Origin of the sequence: Achromobacter pulmonis, from assembly GCF_902859765.1 — a bacterium.
In the GTDB taxonomy this organism is placed as follows: domain Bacteria; phylum Pseudomonadota; class Gammaproteobacteria; order Burkholderiales; family Burkholderiaceae_B; genus Achromobacter; species Achromobacter pulmonis.
Genome location: NZ_CADIJV010000032.1, coordinates 31,395 through 48,963 on the forward strand (window position 1 = coordinate 31,395; position 17,569 = coordinate 48,963).

The 17,569-nt window shown below is 68.6% G+C and carries 20 protein-coding genes; 16 read left to right on the forward strand and 4 right to left on the reverse strand.

Annotation, left to right across the window (positions count from 1 at the left end; translation table 11 throughout):
* Window positions 1-128 precede the first annotated feature (128 nt).
* Window positions 129-857 carry a bifunctional transcriptional activator/DNA repair enzyme AdaA gene (locus HV701_RS21845; RefSeq protein ID WP_420867825.1) on the reverse strand — a complete coding sequence of 243 codons (729 nt, stop codon included), beginning with the start codon at window positions 855-857 and terminating at the stop codon, window positions 129-131.
* A 210-nt stretch (window positions 858-1,067) separates the two neighbouring features.
* Window positions 1,068-1,805, reverse strand: a complete 738-nt coding sequence (locus HV701_RS21850) for a glutamine amidotransferase (protein ID WP_175135103.1) — start codon at window positions 1,803-1,805, stop codon at window positions 1,068-1,070.
* A gap of 167 nt (window positions 1,806-1,972) precedes the next feature.
* On the opposite strand from HV701_RS21850, the gene HV701_RS21855 reads away from it, so the two are divergent.
* The 3 genes from HV701_RS21855 to HV701_RS21865 all read left to right on the forward strand — a co-directional run bounded on the left by HV701_RS21855 (window position 1,973) and on the right by HV701_RS21865 (window position 4,722).
* The gene (locus tag HV701_RS21855) at window positions 1,973-2,413 is read left to right on the forward strand and encodes an NfeD family protein (protein ID WP_175135104.1); all 441 of its coding nucleotides are present in this window, start codon (window positions 1,973-1,975) and stop codon (window positions 2,411-2,413) included.
* A 165-nt stretch (window positions 2,414-2,578) separates the two neighbouring features.
* The gene (locus tag HV701_RS21860) at window positions 2,579-3,505 is read left to right on the forward strand and encodes an SPFH domain-containing protein (RefSeq protein WP_175135105.1); all 927 of its coding nucleotides are present in this window, start codon (window positions 2,579-2,581) and stop codon (window positions 3,503-3,505) included.
* A gap of 26 nt (window positions 3,506-3,531) precedes the next feature.
* On the forward strand, window positions 3,532-4,722 hold the full coding sequence (locus tag HV701_RS21865) for a GGDEF domain-containing protein (RefSeq protein WP_175135106.1): 1,191 nt from the start codon (window positions 3,532-3,534) through the stop codon (window positions 4,720-4,722).
* Window positions 4,723-4,735: 13 nt separating this feature from the next.
* On the opposite strand, the gene smpB is transcribed toward HV701_RS21865, so the two are convergent.
* Window positions 4,736-5,203, reverse strand: coding sequence for an SsrA-binding protein SmpB (gene smpB, locus HV701_RS21870; protein WP_175135107.1), 468 nt, complete (start codon window positions 5,201-5,203; stop codon window positions 4,736-4,738).
* A gap of 95 nt (window positions 5,204-5,298) precedes the next feature.
* Here smpB and HV701_RS21875 point away from each other — a divergent pair, with 95 nt between their 5' ends.
* The 7 genes from HV701_RS21875 to HV701_RS21905 all read left to right on the forward strand — a co-directional run bounded on the left by HV701_RS21875 (window position 5,299) and on the right by HV701_RS21905 (window position 10,795).
* Complete coding sequence (locus HV701_RS21875) at window positions 5,299-5,733, forward strand: type II toxin-antitoxin system RatA family toxin (RefSeq protein ID WP_175135108.1); 435 nt, start codon at window positions 5,299-5,301, stop codon at window positions 5,731-5,733.
* Window positions 5,723-6,070 (forward strand): RnfH family protein, encoded by a 348-nt coding sequence (locus tag HV701_RS21880; RefSeq protein ID WP_175135109.1) that lies wholly within the window; start codon window positions 5,723-5,725, stop codon window positions 6,068-6,070. Before HV701_RS21875 ends, HV701_RS21880 begins: the two co-directional genes overlap by 11 nt.
* Window positions 6,071-6,309: 239 nt before the next feature.
* Complete coding sequence (locus HV701_RS21885) at window positions 6,310-7,464, forward strand: acyl-CoA dehydrogenase family protein (protein WP_175135110.1); 1,155 nt, start codon at window positions 6,310-6,312, stop codon at window positions 7,462-7,464.
* Window positions 7,461-8,636, forward strand: a complete 1,176-nt coding sequence (locus HV701_RS21890; RefSeq protein WP_175135111.1) for an enoyl-CoA hydratase/isomerase family protein — start codon at window positions 7,461-7,463, stop codon at window positions 8,634-8,636. Before HV701_RS21885 ends, HV701_RS21890 begins: the two co-directional genes overlap by 4 nt.
* Before the next feature lie 80 nt (window positions 8,637-8,716).
* The gene (gene mmsB, locus HV701_RS21895) at window positions 8,717-9,607 is read left to right on the forward strand and encodes a 3-hydroxyisobutyrate dehydrogenase (RefSeq protein ID WP_175135112.1); all 891 of its coding nucleotides are present in this window, start codon (window positions 8,717-8,719) and stop codon (window positions 9,605-9,607) included.
* A gap of 1 nt (window position 9,608) precedes the next feature.
* Window positions 9,609-10,046, forward strand: a complete 438-nt coding sequence (locus HV701_RS21900; RefSeq protein WP_175135113.1) for a PaaI family thioesterase — start codon at window positions 9,609-9,611, stop codon at window positions 10,044-10,046.
* A gap of 59 nt (window positions 10,047-10,105) precedes the next feature.
* The gene (locus HV701_RS21905; RefSeq protein WP_175135114.1) at window positions 10,106-10,795 is read left to right on the forward strand and encodes a VIT1/CCC1 transporter family protein; all 690 of its coding nucleotides are present in this window, start codon (window positions 10,106-10,108) and stop codon (window positions 10,793-10,795) included.
* A gap of 13 nt (window positions 10,796-10,808) precedes the next feature.
* Here HV701_RS21905 and ygfZ read toward each other — a convergent pair whose 3' ends face one another.
* A complete protein-coding gene (gene ygfZ / locus HV701_RS21910; protein ID WP_175135115.1) occupies window positions 10,809-11,807 on the reverse strand; it encodes a CAF17-like 4Fe-4S cluster assembly/insertion protein YgfZ in 999 nt (332 codons plus the stop codon).
* 157 nt (window positions 11,808-11,964) lie between these two features.
* Between ygfZ and mltG the strand changes: the two genes are divergently transcribed.
* The 6 genes from mltG to HV701_RS21940 all read left to right on the forward strand — a co-directional run bounded on the left by mltG (window position 11,965) and on the right by HV701_RS21940 (window position 17,497).
* Window positions 11,965-13,089, forward strand: coding sequence for an endolytic transglycosylase MltG (mltG, locus tag HV701_RS21915; RefSeq protein WP_175135116.1), 1,125 nt, complete (start codon window positions 11,965-11,967; stop codon window positions 13,087-13,089).
* A complete protein-coding gene (gene tmk / locus HV701_RS21920; RefSeq protein ID WP_175135117.1) occupies window positions 13,086-13,709 on the forward strand; it encodes a dTMP kinase in 624 nt (207 codons plus the stop codon). The genes mltG and tmk overlap by 4 nt, the downstream gene beginning before the upstream one ends.
* On the forward strand, window positions 13,706-14,755 hold the full coding sequence (holB, locus tag HV701_RS21925) for a DNA polymerase III subunit delta' (RefSeq protein WP_175135118.1): 1,050 nt from the start codon (window positions 13,706-13,708) through the stop codon (window positions 14,753-14,755). The genes tmk and holB overlap by 4 nt, the downstream gene beginning before the upstream one ends.
* 72 nt (window positions 14,756-14,827) lie before the next feature.
* Window positions 14,828-15,598 (forward strand): TatD family hydrolase, encoded by a 771-nt coding sequence (locus HV701_RS21930; protein WP_175135119.1) that lies wholly within the window; start codon window positions 14,828-14,830, stop codon window positions 15,596-15,598.
* Between the two features lie 39 nt (window positions 15,599-15,637).
* Window positions 15,638-16,528: an ankyrin repeat domain-containing protein gene (locus tag HV701_RS21935; protein ID WP_175135120.1), complete on the forward strand. Its 891-nt coding sequence runs from the start codon at window positions 15,638-15,640 to the stop codon at window positions 16,526-16,528.
* A gap of 231 nt (window positions 16,529-16,759) precedes the next feature.
* On the forward strand, window positions 16,760-17,497 hold the full coding sequence (locus HV701_RS21940) for an IclR family transcriptional regulator (RefSeq protein ID WP_272909345.1): 738 nt from the start codon (window positions 16,760-16,762) through the stop codon (window positions 17,495-17,497).
* Window positions 17,498-17,569 lie beyond the last annotated feature (72 nt).

Here is a 17,569-nt window from a genome sequence, read left to right on the forward strand (position 1 = left end):
GAGCCGCCCCAAGGCAGGAACGCCCCCTTGGGGGCAGCGACTCGCATAGCGGCGGAGCGGGGGGGCGTGGCGCCGCCGGAGGAAGGGGGCGCCGCGTGGCGCCGGTCGGCGGTTTGCGGGCGCCGGATTCAGGCCGCCCTGGCTTCGCGCTCGATCAGTTCGCGCTTGCGTTCGATGCCCCAGCGGTAGCCGGCCAGCGAGCCGTCGGTGCGCACCACGCGGTGGCAGGGGATCGCCAGCGCGATGTTGTTGGTGGCGCAGGCGCGCGCCACCGCGCGCACCGACCGTGGCGAGCCGATGCGCTCGGCGATGTCGGTGTAGGTGACGGTGGCGCCCACCGGGATCTCGCGCAGCGCTTCCCAGACGCGGCGCTGGAAAGCGGTGCCGCGCACGTCCAGCGGCAGGTGCAGGCCGACCGAGGGGTTCTCGACGAAGCCGACCACCGCCGCCATCCATTGCTCGAACTCACGGTCGGCGCCGATCAGCCGGGCGGCCTTGAAGCGGTCCTGCAGGTTGCGCACCAGTTGCTCGGGGTCTTCGTGCAACGCGATTTCGCAGATGCCGGTGTCGCTGGCCGCGACCAGCAGCGCGCCGAGCGTGCACTGGCCGACCGCGAAGCGGATCTCGACGCCTTCGCCGTCCTTGCGGAAGGCGGTGGGCGTCATGCCCAGGATGGCGGGGGCGGCCTCGTAGAAGCGGCCGCTGGAATTGAAGCCGGCGCCGTACATGGCATCGGTGACGCTGGGGCTTTGCCGCAGTTGCTGGCGGGCGCGCTCGGCGCGCAGCGCGTTGGCGTAGGCCTTGGGCGTGATGCCGGTGGCCGCCTTGAAGATGCGATGAAAGTGGAAGCGGCTCATGCCGGCCTGCTCGGCCAGCGTGTTCAGGTCGGGGGGGCTGTTCGGCCTCCAGCGCCCGGCAGGCGCGTTCGACGGCGGCGGCGTGCTGTTGGCTCAAGGCGGCGGGGTGGCTCATGTCAGGCTCCTGGAGCGCGCCGATGGGCGCGCTTTTGGCAATGTTCTCCTGAACCGGCCGCCGCCGCACTCCGGTTGTTGCCCGGCGCGTCCGCCTCAGGCGGGCGCGTAGGCATCCAGGAAGCGGCGCACCAGTTCGCCGGATACCGGCGTGGCCCGCACGTTGGCCGACAGGCCGGGCACGTCGAGATTTTCGGCGGCGTAGCGGCGGCCGTAGCGCTCGAGGTGGGCGCGCACGAAATCGGGGCTGAATTCGGGGTGGAACTGGGTCGAGAAGATATTGCGGCCGATGCGCAGCATCTGGTGCGGGTCCAGGTCGGAACGCGCCAGCACGGCGGCGCCGGGCGGCAGCTGCAGCACGGTCTGCGCGTGCAGCATCTGGGCGGGGAAGGTGGGCGGCAGGCCGGCCAGCAGCTTGTCGCCGGCGGCGGCGGGCAGCAGTTCGACCGTCTGGGTGCCGACCTCGCGGCCGGCCGGGTTGTAGCCGACCTTGCCGCCCAGGGCATGTGCCAGCAATTGGTGGCCATAGCAGATGCCGAACATGGGCAGGTCGGCGGCGGCCGCCGCGCGCAGCCAGGCGGCGGTGTCTTCGCTCCAGGGTTCGCGGTCGCTGACCATGGCGGGCGAACCGGTGATCAGCGCGGCGCGGTAGTGGCGCGGGTCGCGCGGATGCTCGCCGTTGTGGACGGCGACGGTTTCGAGGGCTTCGGGCGCCAGGCCGCAGGCCTGCGCGAGTTGTTCGGCATAGCCGCCGAACTGGCGCTTGAGCGTGTCGTCCGGGTCGCCCGTGTGCAGGATGAGGACGGGACGGACGGGGGAAATGGCAGCGGTCATGGAGAGGGATGCGTGGAAAATGCAGGGCGTCCGGTTCCAGGACGGCGGGACGCCAGGGCACATCATAATCCAGCACGATTGCGCGGGGCGCGGCTCGGCGTCACCGCTGCGTCACGGAAATACGTACAATCCGCAGACCGACTCATCCTTTCAGGTAAAACTCAACTATGTGGATCTGGCTTGGGCTGGCCGCGCTGGCGCTCATCGGCGAACTGGCGACGGGAACGTTCTACCTGCTGCTGGTGGCTCTGGGGCTGGCCGCGGGCGGCATCGCCGCGTGGCTGCTGGCCGGCCTGCAATGGCAACTGGTGGCGTGCGGCGTGGTGTTGTTGCTGGGCCTGCTGGCGCTGCGCAAGACCCGGGTGCTGAAAAAGCGCGAGGTCAACGCCGCCAGCAACGCCGATGTCAACCTGGATATCGGTCAGACCGTCAATGTCGAAGCCTGGGCCGAGAACGGCACGGCCCGGGTCTGGTACCGCGGGGCGCACTGGCAGGCGGAACTGGCGGCCGGCCAGCCGGCCCACGGCGGCGAGCACATCATTACCGAATTGCGCGGCACGCGCCTGGTCCTGACGCCCAAGGGCGGCGCGGCTGGCGCGGCGCGCTGAAGCGGGGATTTCCCCCGGGAACCGCCAGCGACGGTCGCCCAGACCGGCCGCGCTGGCCGATCCAAGCAGGACCCGGACCCGCCCTGGGCGGGGCCGGCCGCAGCAGGCGCCCTGGCTTCGCGGGCAGGCGCGTCACCGCATTCACTCCAGAAGAGGCACTACACCATGATGGACACTTCCACTATCGTCCTGCTCGTCATCGTCGCGCTGGCGATCCTGATCGTTATCAAGGCGATCGCCATCGTTCCCCAGCAGCACGCCTGGGTGGTCGAGCGGCTGGGCAAGTTCGACCGCGTACTGTCGCCGGGCGCGGGTTTCGTGATCCCGTTCATCGAACGCGTGTCGTACAAGCATTCGCTCAAGGAAATCCCGCTGGACGTGCCGAGCCAGGTCTGCATCACGCGCGACAACACCCAATTGCAGGTGGACGGCGTGCTGTACTTCCAGGTGACCGACCCGATGCGCGCGTCCTACGGTTCGTCCAACTACATCTCGGCCATCACGCAGCTGGCGCAGACCACGCTGCGTTCGGTGATCGGCAAGATGGAACTGGACCGTACCTTCGAGGAACGCGACGCCATCAACAGCACCATCGTCTCATCGCTGGACGAGGCGGCGTTGAACTGGGGCGTGAAGGTGCTGCGCTACGAGATCAAGGACCTGACGCCGCCCAATGAAATCCTGCGCTCGATGCAGGCGCAGATCACTGCCGAGCGGGAAAAGCGCGCGCTGATCGCGGCCTCCGAAGGCCGCCGCCAGGAGCAGATCAATATCGCCACCGGCGAACGCGAGGCGGCCATCGCCCGTTCGGAAGGCGAGAAGCAGGCGCAGATCAACCAGGCCCAGGGCGAGGCCGCGGCGGTGCTGGCGATCGCCGAGGCCACCGCCAAGGCCATCACCCAGGTGGCCGAGGCGGTGCGCCAGCCGGGTGGCAACGAAGCGGTCAACCTGAAGGTGGCCGAGCGCTACGTCGAGGCCTTCGGCAACGTGGCCAAGGAAGGCAACACGCTGATCCTGCCGGCCAACCTGGCGGATGTGGGCGGCATGATCGCTTCGGCCATGACCATCGTCAAATCCACCCGCAATAGCTGAACCGCGCGCCGTCAGGCGCTCCGCCCATGATCGCTCCCGTGCATTTGCTGTCGATTGCAGTACTGGCGGGAGTGCTGTCGCTATGCGTGCTGGGCTCCCTGGCGCGCAGCGGCATGGCGGGGATCCGCGAGACCATACGCGCCAATCTGCTCACGCTGTTGGCGTTTTTCCTGTTCGGGCTGCAGGCCACCGAGGCGCCGCGCTGGCTGACGATCATGTTGCCCAACGCGCTGATCGGCCTGGCGCTATGCGCCTACTACACCGGCATCCGGCGCCTGCTGGGACAGCGCGTGCCACGCCGCCTGATGGGGCTGGCATGCGCCGCGGCCTGGCTGGCGTTGGCTGGATACACCTATGTGGACAGCCAAGTGGCGCCGCGCATCGTCGCCATGTCGATGCTGCAGATGGGGTTCATGTTCGCGGTGGCAGCGGCGGTGTGGCGCGGATTGCCGGCCAATCGCTCGCGCTACAGCTATTACTTCGCCTGGTCGGTGGCGATGATCTCGGGGCTGACCTGCGCGCTGCGTGCGGCGCTGTTCGCCTTCTCCGTGGCGCAGGCCGATTCCCTGCTGCAGCCGACTACCTGGAACATCGTGTTCATGACGCTGGGGGTGCTGGCGATGCCGTGCCTGACGCTGGGCACCATCATGATCATTCACGACCGCATGCTGGCCGATCGTGAGCACGAGGCCAGCACCGATTTCCTGACCGGGCTGATGTCGCGCAAGGCGTGGTGGCTGCAGGCCGAGCGCTATTGCGCGCAGGCGCTGCGCACGCGGCGGCCGCTGTCGATGCTGTTGCTGGACATCGATCATTTCAAGCGCATCAACGATACGCACGGCCACGCCGCCGGCGATGCGGTGCTGCGCCACTTCGGGCTGCTGGCCACGGCCACGTTGCGCACTGGCGACCATGTGGGCCGGGTGGGGGGCGAGGAATTCAGCGTGCTGTTCGCCGACATGCGCAGCGATGCCGTGATGGAAGTGGCGCATCGGCTGCTCGACTCGGTGCGGCGCACACCCTGCGCGCATGGCGGCAGCACGATCGCGTATACCTTCAGCGCCGGGGTGGCCGACTGGCTGCCGGGCGAGAACCTGCCGGCGTTTTTCGAGCGGGCCGACCGCATGCTGTACGCCGCCAAGCAGGCCGGCCGCAATCGCGTGGTGGGGCCAGGCGAGAACCTGGCCGAGCGCGCGCCGTTGCCAGCGGCGGCCTGAACCGGCGGCGCGCTCAGCCGTCCTTGCGCGAGGCGCGGGTGTCGTGCTTCATGATGCGCTCTTTCTCGCGCTGCCAGTCCTTTTCGCGCGCGGTGTCGCGCTTGTCGTAGAGCTTCTTGCCGCGGCCCAGCGCGAAATCGAGCTTGATGCGGCCATTCTTGTAATGCAGGTTCAGCGGCACCAACGTGTAGCCGCGCTGCTCGACCTTGCCGATCAGCTTGCTGATTTCCTCGGCCTTGAGCAGCAGCTTGCGCGTGCGCATGGCGTCGGGATGGATGTGGGTGGATGCCGTGGGCAGGGGGCTGACGTGCATGCCGAGCAGGAACAACTCGCCATCGCGCACGATGACGTAGCTTTCCTTGAGCTGCACGCGCCCGTCGCGGATCGCCTTGACTTCCCAGCCCTGGAGAACGAGGCCGGCTTCGTAGCGGTCTTCGATGAAGTAGTCGTGCGAGGCCTTGCGATTATCGATAATGCTCATCTTGTCGGGGCCAAAAGGCCCATCTGTCCTTGCTTGCGCCCCCGGATGGCGCGGTGCCGGTAAAATCCTATCATTCTAGCCATTTGCGATAGTCGATGCACAAAGTACAACGATCCGTCCTGGTGCCTTACAGCGCCGCACAGATGTTCGACCTGGTGGCCGACGTGGAGAAATACCCCGAGTTCATGCCGTGGTGTGGCGGCGCCGAGGTGCAAAGCCGCGACGAGCACGGTATGCAGGCGTCCATCCTGATCAGTTTCGCGGGCATGAAGCAGCGCTTCACCACGCGCAACCGGCATGTCTATCCCGACCGCATCGACCTGGAACTGGTCGACGGTCCGTTCTCCAGCCTGGAGGGGCACTGGGAGTTCCAGGCCCTGGCCGAAGACGCCTGCAAGGTGCTGTTCACCATGGAATACGCCTTTTCCAACCGGGCGCTGGAAATGGTGGTGGGGCCGGTGTTCAACCGCATCGCCACCAGTTTCATCGATTCCTTCACCAAGCGCGCGCAGGCCAAGTATGGCGAGTGAGGCCAGCACCCATGGGCAGATCGGGGTGTCGGTCTGCTATGCCTTGCCGGCCCAGGTTTGGCTGCGTGAACTGCGCCTGCCTGCCGGTTCGACCGTGGCCGATGCGCTCGTCGCCAGCGGTTTCGCCCAGGCCTTTCCAGTGGTCCAGCCCTGGGAGCGGGGGGTGGGCGTGTACGGCCGGCCGGTCGCGCCCGGCACGCCGCTGGCCGACGGCGACCGGGTCGAGATCTATCGCGGCTTGAGTTTCGATCCGAAAGAGTCGCGCCGCCGCCGCGCCGAGCACCGCCGCGCCAAGACCGCCCGCAACGGGCGGGTGCGTCCGGCCGGGCTGCTGTAGGCGCGGATCTCTGCCCGGTGGACCGGAACGGGCCCGCCATCGGCGGCGGGCGCGGGTGCCGGGGGCGGGACGCCGCCACATTGTCATCAATGGGACAAATCGCGCTGGCGCTTCCGGCGTAACATTAACTGCGCCGCACACTTACGTTTACGTCAACGTCATGTCAAAATGACCCGGTTGGCGTTCACGAGACGGCAGCAACGCCAACAGACAATACCGATGACATCAGGAGACAGGCTGTGGACTTGGAACTGACCGACGAGCAGCGCGCGTTCGCGCAGGCCGCGCGCGACTACGCCGAAGGCGAACTGGCGCCGCACGCGGCGCGCTGGGATGCCGAGGGCATCTTTCCCAAGGAGGCATTCGCGCGCGCCGGCGAGATGGGCTTTTGCGCCATCTATGCCAGCGAGGACATCGGCGGCCTGGGGTTGCCGCGCCTGGACGCCACCCTGGTGTTCGAGGAAATGGCCGCCGTCGATCCGTCGACCACGGCGTTCCTGACGATCCACAACATGGCTACCTGGATGGTGGGCAAGTGGGGCCAGCCGGCCCTGCGCGAGGCCTGGGGACCGCTGCTGGCCAGCGGCCAGAAGCTGGCGTCGTACTGCCTGACCGAACCCGGCGCGGGTTCCGATGCGGCATCGCTCTCGACCCGCGCGCAGCGCCAGGGTGATCACTATGTGCTCAACGGCGCCAAGGCCTTCATTTCCGGCGGGGGCGACACCGACCTGCTGGTGGTGATGGCCCGCAGCGGCGGCGAGGGCGCGGGCGGCATCAGCGCGTTCGCGGTGCCGGCCGACAGCGAAGGCATCAGCTACGGCCGCAAGGAAGAGAAGATGGGCTGGAACAGCCAGTCCACCCGTCCGATCGTGTTCGAGAACGTACGCGTGCCGGCCGGCAATCTGCTGGGCGAGGAGGGCGAGGGCTTCAAGATCGCCATGAAAGGCCTGGACGGCGGCCGTATCAACATCGGCACCTGCTCGGTCGGCGCGGCCCAGGGCGCGCTTGACGCCGCCCGCCGCTACATGGACGAGCGGCGCCAGTTCAACCGCCGCCTGGCGGAATTCCAGGCGCTGCAGTTCAAGCTGGCGGACATGGCCACCCACCTGGTGGCGGCGCGCCAGATGGTGCGGCTGGCGGCCTGCAAGCTGGACGCGGGGGCGGCGGACGCGGCCACCTACTGTGCGATGGCCAAGCGCTTCGCCACCGACATGGGTTTCCAGATATGCCTGGATGCCCAGCAGATCCACGGCGGCTACGGCTACCTGCGGGACTATCCCTTGGAGCGTCTGGTGCGCGATACTCGCGTACATCAGATTCTGGAGGGGACCAACGAGATCATGCGCGTGATCATCGCCCGCCAATTGTTGGAAAAAGGAGCCGACATAAGATGAATGCACCGGTGCTGTTCGAAGAAAGGGCCGCCGCCAATGGAATGCGCTTCGGGATCGCGACGCTGAACTCGCCGCAGACCCTGAACGGTTTGTCGCTGGAGATGGTCGACCTGCTGGCCGAGCGCCTGGACGCCTGGGCGCGCGATCCGGCGATTGCCCTGGTGGTGTTGCAGGGGGCGGGCGACAAGGCCTTCTGCGCCGGGGGCGATCTGCACGGCCTGTACCGCAGCATGACCGAGAACGCCGGCAAGGGGGCCTGGGGCAATGCCTACGCGCGCCGTTTCTTCGAGCACGAGTATCGCCTGGACTACCGCATCCACAGCTACCCCAAGCCGGTGCTGTGCTGGGGCCACGGCATCGTCATGGGCGGCGGCATCGGCCTGATGATGGGCGCCAGCCACCGCGTGGTCAGCGAGAGCTCGCGCCTGGCGATGCCGGAAATCTCGATCGGCCTGTTCCCGGACGTGGGCGGCAGCTGGCTGCTCAACCGCATGCCCGGCCGTATCGGGGTCTTCCTGGCGCTGACCGGCGCGCAGATCAACACCGCCGACGCGTTTTTCGCCGGCCTGGCGGATTTCCGCCTGAACCACGAGGACTGGCCCAAGTTGCTGGCCTCGCTCGAAGAGCAGCCCTGGGCCGGCCAGGCCGCCGGCGGCGCCGAGGACGCGATTGCGCCGCGCTCGATCAACGACGGCCTGCTGCGGCGCGCCCTGACGGCGCTCGAGCCGCAGACGCCGCTGGAAAGCGGTCATCTGCGCCAGCACTCGTTCATGATCAACAGCCTGTGCAGCGGCAACCGGTTGGACGAGATCTACGAGGAACTGGCGGCGCTGAAAAACCATGAAGACCCGTGGCTGGCGCGCGCCGCCAGCACCATGCTGGCCGGCTCGCCGGGTTCGCTGCGGCTGTCGTTCGCGCTGCAGCAGCGTATGCGGCTGCGGTCGCTGGACGACGTGTTCCGCACCGAGTACATCGCCGCGCTGCATTGCGCCGCGCACGGTGACTTTGCCGAGGGCATCCGCGCGCTGCTGATCGACAAGGACAAGAAGCCGCGCTGGAATCCCGCGGTGCTTGACGTGGCCAGCGACGCCTGGGTGCAGAAGTTCTTCGAGGAGCCCTGGCCCGAAGGCCAGCCGCATCCGCTGGACGACCTGGGCAAGGAAGGCCGCTGACGGTCGCCGCCAAGCGGGCCGGCATCGCGTCGCAACACTGATTTCATACCTACAGCAATAGCAACAGGAGACAGGACATCATGAGCAGTATCGCGTTTATCGGTTTGGGCAACATGGGCTCGCCCATGGCATTGAATCTGGTCAAGGCCGGCCACAGCCTGACGGTGTTCGACCTGGTGCCGGCGGCGGTCAAGGTGCTGACCGACGCGGGCGCCAAGGCGGCGGGCTCGGCTGCCGAGGCGGTCAAGGGGGCCGAGGTGGTGATTTCGATGCTGCCGGCCAGCAAGCACGTCGAAGGCCTGTACCTGGACCAGGACCTGCTGGGCAAGATTCCGTCCAGCGCGCTGGTGATCGAGTGCAGCACCATTGCCCCGGAGTCGGCCCGCAAGGTGGCGCAGGCGGCCGAGGTGCGTGGCATCGCCATGATCGACGCGCCGGTGTCCGGCGGCACGGGCGGCGCCGCCGCGGGCACGCTGACCTTCATCGTCGGCGGCCAGGCCGCGGCGCTCGAGCGCGCCCGCCCGGTGTTGGAGAAGATGGGCAAGAACATCTTCCACGCTGGTGCCGCCGGCGCCGGTCAGGTCGCCAAGATTTGCAACAACATGCTGCTCGGCATCCTCATGGCCGGTACTTCCGAGGCGCTGGCGCTGGGCGTGGCCAACGGCCTCGATCCCAAGGTCCTGTCGGACATCATCGCCAAGAGTTCGGGCCGCAATTGGGCCACCGAACTGTACAACCCCTGGCCCGGGGTGATGGAGCATGCTCCGGCCTCCAAGGGCTATGCGGGCGGCTTCGGCGTCGACCTGATGCTCAAGGACCTGGGCCTGGCGGCCGAGGCGGCGCTGTCGGCGCGCGCCTCGATCCCGCTGGGCGAGCTGGCGCGCAACCTGTATTCGCTGCACAGCGCGGGCGGCTCGGGCCGGCTGGATTTCTCCAGCATCGTCAATCTGGTCAAGCGCGACCAGGACTGACATGGTCACGCCCGCCACGCATGTCGACCCGGCCGGGCGGGTCCGGGCCAGCTTCGAGCGGCAGAGCATCATGCAACTGCTCGGCGCCAGCCTGGACGTGGTCGAACCGGGCAGGGTGGACATCGTTCTGCCATACCGCGCCGACCTGTGCCAGCAGAACGGCTTCCTGCACGCCGGCATCTCCACCACCATTGCCGATTCGGCCGGCGGTTATGCCGCCTTCAGCCTGTTCCAGCCGGGCGAGGACGTGCTGACCTCGGAGTTCAAGATGAACTTCCTGGCGCCGGCCAAGGGCGAGCGCTACGTGGCCAGCGGCCGTGTGGTCAAGCCCGGCAAGCGCCTGTCGATCTGCCAGGTCGAAGTGCATGCCTATGAAGGCGAACAGGCCGCCCTTTGCGTGATAGGCTTGCTCACCGCGGTGCGTGTGACGCCGCGTTGAGCCGCTTGCGGCGGGCCGTCGCCGCAAGCTCTGTCGCGCCTTGAACGGGTTCACGGGCAATGCCTTCCAAAGAACACCATCGAATTTTTCGTAGCAACTGGCTGCGGGCCGCCGTGCTGGGCGCCAATGACGGCATCGTGTCCACCGCCAGCCTCATCACCGGGGTGGCGGCGGCCCAGGCCTCGCACGAAGCCATACTGACATCCGGCCTGGCCGGCCTGGTGGCCGGCGCGCTCTCGATGGCCGCCGGCGAATATGTCTCGGTACGCTCGCAGGCCGATATCGAGGCGGCCGATCTGCGCATGGAACAGCGTTCGCTCAAGCGCAATTCCGGCGAAGAACTCGAAGAGCTGGTCGAAATCTATGTCGAACGGGGGCTGTCGCACGATCTGGCCGAGCAGGTCGCGCAGCAATTGACGCGCCATGATGCGCTCGATGCCCATGCGCGCGACGAGCTTGGCATTTCACTGCACAACCGCGCCCGGCCGGTGCAGGCGGCGCTGGCCTCGGCGGCGTCGTTCGCCGGTGGCGCGGCATTGCCGTTGGCGGTGGCGGCGCTGGTGCCGATGCCGTCGCTGATCGGTTGGGTGATTGGCGCGTCGGTGGCCTGTCTGGCCTGTCTGGGGGCGCTGGCGGCCAGGGCCGGTGGCGCCCCCAAGGGGCCGGCGGCGTTGCGGGTGACGATATTGGGGGCGCTGGCGATGGCGGTAACGGCCGGTGTCGGTGCCGTGTTCGGCACCGTGGTCTGACACCGCCGCGGCGCTACGGCGTGATCGCGTAGGGCAGCGGGGCGGCGGCGATGCGCGGGCCGTCGGCCGCGCCCAGCCGCAGGTCGCCTTGCGGCAGGGCGGCCAGCGTGGTTTCGAACAGCACCGCGACCTTGCCGTCGGCGCGGGCCGCGTCGACGATGCGGCCCACGGGCTCGCCTGGCTGGGTGGCGTCGAACACGTCCTGGCCAGCCAGCGGCGCGCCGTCCGCGTCGGCGCCGGCAAGGGTGCCGTAGGCCATGCGGCGTTTCACCGTGCCGCGGTAGTGGCTGCGCGCCACCACTTCCTGGCCGGGATAACAGCCCTTGGTGAAGCTGACGCCCTGGATCAGGTCCAGGTTGACCGTTTGCGGAATGAAGACGTCCTGAGTCGGGCTGGTGATCCAGGGGATGCCGGCCGCCAGGTCGGCGGCGTGCCATTGGCCGGCCGGCGCCCGGCCGAGGACGGCGGCCAGTGGCGCGGCGGCGGCCAGTTGCGAGTCCGAGGCGATCCACCACCAGCGCAGCGCGGCGCCGGCCGCTGGCGCGGCGATCCAGGTGCCCGAGGGCAATTCGGCGCGTTGCCAGGGCGCGCGCGGCAGGGCGCCCGCCGCCACTTCGAGCGCGGCCAATTGCGCCGGCTCGGCCTGCACGCCGGCAGCGTGGAGGGCGGTGGGCGCGAGCCTGGCCTTGGCGCGCAGGATGAACATCGACAGGCGCTTGACCAGGGCCGCCGCCAGGTCCTGGCGTACCAGGGCGTACAACTGGGGCGCGTCTTCGGCGGCGTCGGCGCCCCGCCACATGACCAGGGTGGCCAGCAGGCGGCCCTTGGCGGTGCAATAGCCGGCCAGGCGGGCGGCATCGGCGGGCAGGCCGGTGACGTCCTGGGTCAGTTGGCCGTGCAGGAAGGTCAGTGCGTCGGCGCCGCTGGCCCCGACGACGGCAAAGTCGTCCAGAGGGGCGCATTGCGCGCAACCTTCGGCGCGCGCCGGGATCGAAGAAAAGAAAGCATGCATGGCTGCGTGGGCCCGTGAATCGTCATCAAAGGCCTGATGATAGCTGCGTTCCCTCTTTGGCAGGTCCATGCCCGCGCGCGGCAAAGGGGTGCGCGACACACTCCGGCCCTGGTTTTGTCGCGAGAGGGCCGCGCGATCCATTAAACTTCCCACACTTATGAAGAAGCGACTCCGTTTTTATGTCCTGTGGTTCCTCCTGCTCATCGTGCTGGCCGCCGCCGCGGCGGCGGGCGCGGCCTGGCACTGGATGCACCGGCCCCTGCACCTGGCGGCCGACAGGATCGATTTCGTGGTGGACCCGGGCAGCAGCCCGCGCACCGTCGCGCGCGCCTTGAACGCCGCCGGGGTACCGATGTGGGAACCGGGTTTCGTCTGGATGGCGCGCCTGTCCGAGCAGGACAAGCTGATCAAGGCCGGCGGCTACCAGGCCATCAATGGTGATACGCCCTGGCTGCTGCTCGAGCGCATGGCGCGCGGCGACATGACCCAGCGCCAGATCACCTTCCTGGAAGGCTGGACTTTCCGCCAGATCCGCCAGGCGCTGCGCGAGAACCCGGACATCAAGCAGACCCTCGGCGATATCAGCGACGAGGCCCTGATGGAACGCCTGGGCTCGGACGTCAAGCATCCGGAAGGGATGTTTTTTCCCGATACTTACATCTTCACGCCGGGCAGCACCGATTTCGACCTGTTGCGGCGCGCCTACCAGGAAGGCCAGCGCATTCTCGATGAGACCTGGGCCAAGCGCCAGGCGGACCTGCCCCTGTCCACGCCCTACGAGGCGCTGGTGCTGGCCTCCATCATCGAAAAGGAGACCGGGCACGGCCCCGACCGCCGCCGCGTCGCGGGCGTGTTCACCAACCGTCTGAAGATCGGCATGCTGCTGCAGACCGATCCCACGGTCATCTACGGCATGGGCGAAAACTATCAGGGCCGCATCCGCAAGCGCGACCTGCAGACCGACACGCCCTGGAACACCTATACGCGCCCGGGCCTGCCGCCCACGCCGATCGCAGCGGCTGGCCGCGCGGCGCTATTGGCGGCGGTGCAGCCCGAGCAACACAAGTTCCTGTTTTTCGTGTCGCGCGGCAACGGCACCAGCGAGTTCTCGGCGAACCTGTCCGAGCACAACCGCAATGTTTCCCGTTATATCCTGGGGCAGACCCCGGCGGCGCGGCCGGCCCCCGCCGGCAAGCCGCCCGCGCCGGCTCCCGAACCGGAACCGGTCTCTCCCCCCGCGCCGGACGGCAATCCGGCGCCAGCACAAGGACAACAGCCATGACCTCACGCGGACGCTTCATTACGCTGGAGGGGGTGGATGGCGCCGGCAAGAGCACGCACACGGGCTGGATCGCCGATTTCCTGCGCGGCCAGGGCCGGGAGGTGGTGTCGACGCGCGAACCCGGCGGCACGCCGCTGGGTGAAAAGCTGCGCGCGCTGGTGTTGACCGACCCGATGGGCCTGGATACCGAGACCCTGCTGATGTTCGCCGCGCGCTGCGAACACCTGCACCAGGTGATCGAGCCGGCGCTGGCGCGCGGCGCGTGGGTGGTGTGCGACCGCTACACCGACGCCACCTATGCCTATCAGGGCGGTGGCCGCGGCCTGGGCGCCGCGCGCGTGGCGGCGCTGGAAACCTGGATGCAGGCGGGCCGGCCCGACCGCACCTGGCTGTTTGACGTGCCGCTGGACGTGGCGCGCGCGCGCCTGGCCGACGCCCGCGAGCCGGATCGCTTCGAGCGCGAAGGCGCGGCTTTCTTCGAGCGCACCCGCGCGGCCTATCAGGCCCGCGCCGCGGCCGAACCCGACCGCATCCGTGTGATCGATTCGACCCGGGCGATTCCCGAGATCCGCGCCGAGCTCGAAGCCGGGCTGCGCGAGCTGGTGGCGGCCCGTCCATGAGCGCGCCCCAGTTCCTGCCCTGGCAGATGGAGACGGCGCGCGCCTGGCTCGGCAACCGCGAGCGCTTCGCCCATGCCTGGCTGGTGCATGGCCTGGCCGGCATCGGCAAGCTCGATTTCGCAGTGGCCGCGGCCGCCAGCCTGTTGTGCGAGACGCCGCAGGACGGCCTGGCCTGCGGCCATTGCGCCGCCTGCGCCTGGTTCGCCAGTGGCAACCACCCGGACCTGCGCCGCATCCGGCCCGAGGCCGTGGCGGTCGAGGAGGGCGCCGACGCCGCCGAGGCGTCGGAGGAGGCCGAGCCGGCCACCGGCACCGCCAAGAAGGCACCGTCCAAGGAAATCCGCATCGACCAGATCCGCTCGCTGGAATCCTGGTTCAACACCGCCACCCATCGCGGCGGCTGGCGTGTGGCGCTGCTGTATGCGGCGCACGCGTTGAACGTGGTGTCGGCCAATGCCCTGCTCAAGGTGCTGGAAGAGCCGCCGCCGCACACGGTGTTCCTGCTGGTGGCGGACGCGCCCGACCGCCTGCTGCCGACGCTGGTGTCGCGCTGCCGTCGCCTGCCGTTGCCGGCGCCCGACCCCGACACCGCCTTGCAATGGCTGCGCGACCAGAACGTGGAGCCGGCGCGTGAATGGCTGGCGGCTGCCGGCGGTGCGCCGCTGGCGGCGCTGCGCCTGGCGCAGCACGCGGAAACCGCCTGCCCGCCGTGGTTGACGCAGTTGGTCGGCCCCCTGGCCAAGGGCCAGGCGCCCGACGTCGGCACCCTGGCCGAAGTCCTGGAGAAGGTCGCACCCAGCGAGTGGATCGACGCCTTGCAGCGCCTGTACACCGACCTGATGCTGGCCGCCGCGGGCGCGCCGGTGCGCTATTTTCCGGCGCTGGGGGCGGCCGTGGCCGAGGTGGCGCGGCGCATGAACCCCGCGCGCGCCGCCGAAGCCGCGCGTTGGCTGACGCGTCAGCGCGCGCTGGCCACGCACCCCCTGAATGGCAAGCTTTTCGCCCACGCGACGCTGCAGCGCGTGGTGCTATCCTGCCAGGCATAACCCGGCGTGACGCTGCGGCCCGCCCTGTCCGGGCGGCCGCCGCGGCGGCGCGCCAATCCTGATCCAAACCTCATGTACGTCGATTCACACTGCCATTTGAACTTCCCCGAGCTGGCGGCCGACCTGCCCGCGATTCTCGAACGGATGGCCGCCAACCAGGTGACCCACGCCCTGGTGGTCAGCGTCAATATGCCCGAATGGCCGGGCCTGATGTCGCTGGTCGAGCCGCAGCCCAATCTGTGGGCCTCGGTCGGGGTGCATCCCGATTATGAAGACACGCCCGATCCCGAGCCCGAGGAATTGGCGCGCCTGTCGGCCCACCCCAAGGTGGTGGCGATTGGCGAGACCGGACTCGACTATTACCGTCTGTCCGAACCGCTGGACTGGCAGCGCGCGCGTTTCCGCCGTCACATCCGCGCGGCCCGCGACACCGGGCTGCCGCTGATCGTGCATACGCGCGCCTCGGCCGAGGACACGGTGCGCATGCTGCGCGAGGAACGCGCGGCCGAGGTCGGCGGCGTGATGCACTGTTTCACCGAGACCTGGGAAGTGGCCCAGGCCGCGCTGGACCAGAATTTTCATATCTCGTTGTCCGGCATCGTGACGTTCAAGAACGCGCACGTGGTGCATGAGGTGGCCGCCAAGGTGCCGCTGGACCGCCTGCTGATCGAGACCGATTCGCCGTACCTGGCGCCCGTGCCGTATCGCGGCAAGCTCAACGATCCCTCCAAGGTGATCCACGTGGCCGAGAAGATCGCCGACTTGAAAGGCATCAGCGTGGCCGAGGTGGCACGCGCCTCAACCGATAATTTCTTTAATCTTTTCAGTAAGATAAAGCGATAATCTGAAGTTAAATATCTAAAGTGATTTATCAGGATTGCCATGGCTGCCCGCACCGCGTTTTCCCGTCATCGCCTTGTTTCCCACTGCCGCGGCGCGCTGCTGGCGCTGTCTGTCGCCATGGCGGCGCCGGCCGCCCAGGCGGCGGCCAATCCTGCGGACTGGTGGGTTTATGTCGCCAACGATTACACGGGCGAGATCAATGAGCTGCTGGCGCAGGGCGCCGATCCCAACGTGCGCTACCGCAACGGCCAGCCGGCCCTGATGCGGGCGGTGGTGGACGGCGCCTGGAAGGTTTTCGACGTGCTGGCGGCCAATCCGCGCACCGACGTCAATGCCGAGAATCCGGCCGGCGAGACCCCGCTGATGTACCTGGCCATCGCCGTCCAGGTCGATCGTGCCCGCAGCCTGATGGCGCGCGGCGCGCAGGTCAACCGCCTGGGCTGGACGCCGCTGCACTATGCCGCGTCCAAGGGGCAACTGGCGATGGCGCGGCTGCTGCTGGACAACAAGGCGATGGTGAACGCGCCCGCGCCCCATGGCGAGACGCCGCTGATGATGGCCGCGCTGTCGGGCAATCGGGCCATGGTCGAATTGTTGCTGAAGGCGGGGGCCGACCCCACCACGCGCGACACCAAAGGGCAGGACGCATCCGATTGGGCCACCACCGGCAAGTCGACCAAGCTGGCCGCCGAGCTCCAGGCCTTGATCGCGCAGCAGGAGGCTGCCAAGCGGGCGCGCCGCGCCAATGCGTCGGCCGCGCCGGAGGCGGCGGGCGCGCCCGCGGCCGAAACCGGTCTGGCCGGCACGGCGGCCGCGCCGCCGCCCGCGCCGGCCCCGGTCGAGCCCGCGCGCAGCCCCAAGGCAGCGCCCAGCGTGGGCGGCGTTTCCGGAGTCCGCCTGAACGACTACGATCAGCCTGCCGCGCCCTGAGCCGCGCCGCCGCCGCGTGCCTGTCCGACCCGCCTGCCCGGCGGGTTTTTTCATGGGCGGTCGGACGAGGGGGGCGAATCACCCGTCTCGGTGGCGGCGAGCGGTTGCTGGCGCGGATCAGTGGGGCATTTTTCGGGGTTTTCCCTGTGAATTATTAATTAATGGGAAAAAATTAATGGCTTAACACCATAAATTGATAATCTCGCGTCCATCAACTCAGGAGTGTTTGTGATGGATCAGTCGGTCGGGGCGGGCGCGGACCGCGTGCTGTATGTGTTGGCCACCCTGGCCCGGCACGACGGCCCCTTGAGCATCGCCGCGCTGGCGGAAAAGACCGGGCTGGCCCAAAGCACCCTGTATCGGCAGGTGGCGTTGCTCAAGCGCTGGGGCTTTGTCGGCGAGCACGAGGGCGAATACGGTCCCGGCCCGTTGTGCGTGCAACTGGCCTGGGGCTTTGACCAGTCGTCCTTCCTGATCCACGAAGCACAGCCGGACATGGCGGCGCTGGCCGCCGCGTCGGGCGAGACCATCGGCCTGCTGGTGGCGGTCAAGGACCAGGCGGTGTGCCTGGACATGGTCGAAAGCCAGCATCCGTTGCGGTGTTCATTCACCAAAGGGCGCGGCCTGCCGCTGGCGCGCGGCGCCTCGGCCAAGTCGCTGCTGGCCTTCATGCCGGCGGCGCGCTTGCAGGCCGCCCTGACGGTGCTGGCCAGGGAGTCGGGCGTGGACCCGGCGCGCCTGGCCGACGAATTGGAGGCCATCCGCGCCCAGGGCTATGCCGTGACCGACAGCGAAGTCGATGCCGGGGTCTGGGGGGTGAGCGTGCCGATCTTCCAGCGCGCCAATCAGGCGGTGGCCTCGATCACGCTGATGGCGCCTTCCACCCGCGCGGCCCAGCGGCCGCAGGCCTTCATCGACCTGACCGTGGCCGCCGCCCGCCGCATCTCGGGCAAGCTCCAGGCGCATTGACGCCGCCCGTACCCGGATTCCTTGCTGTACCCGCCACTCCCGCTTCATCTCTAGACGCCGTATCGCTGTTCG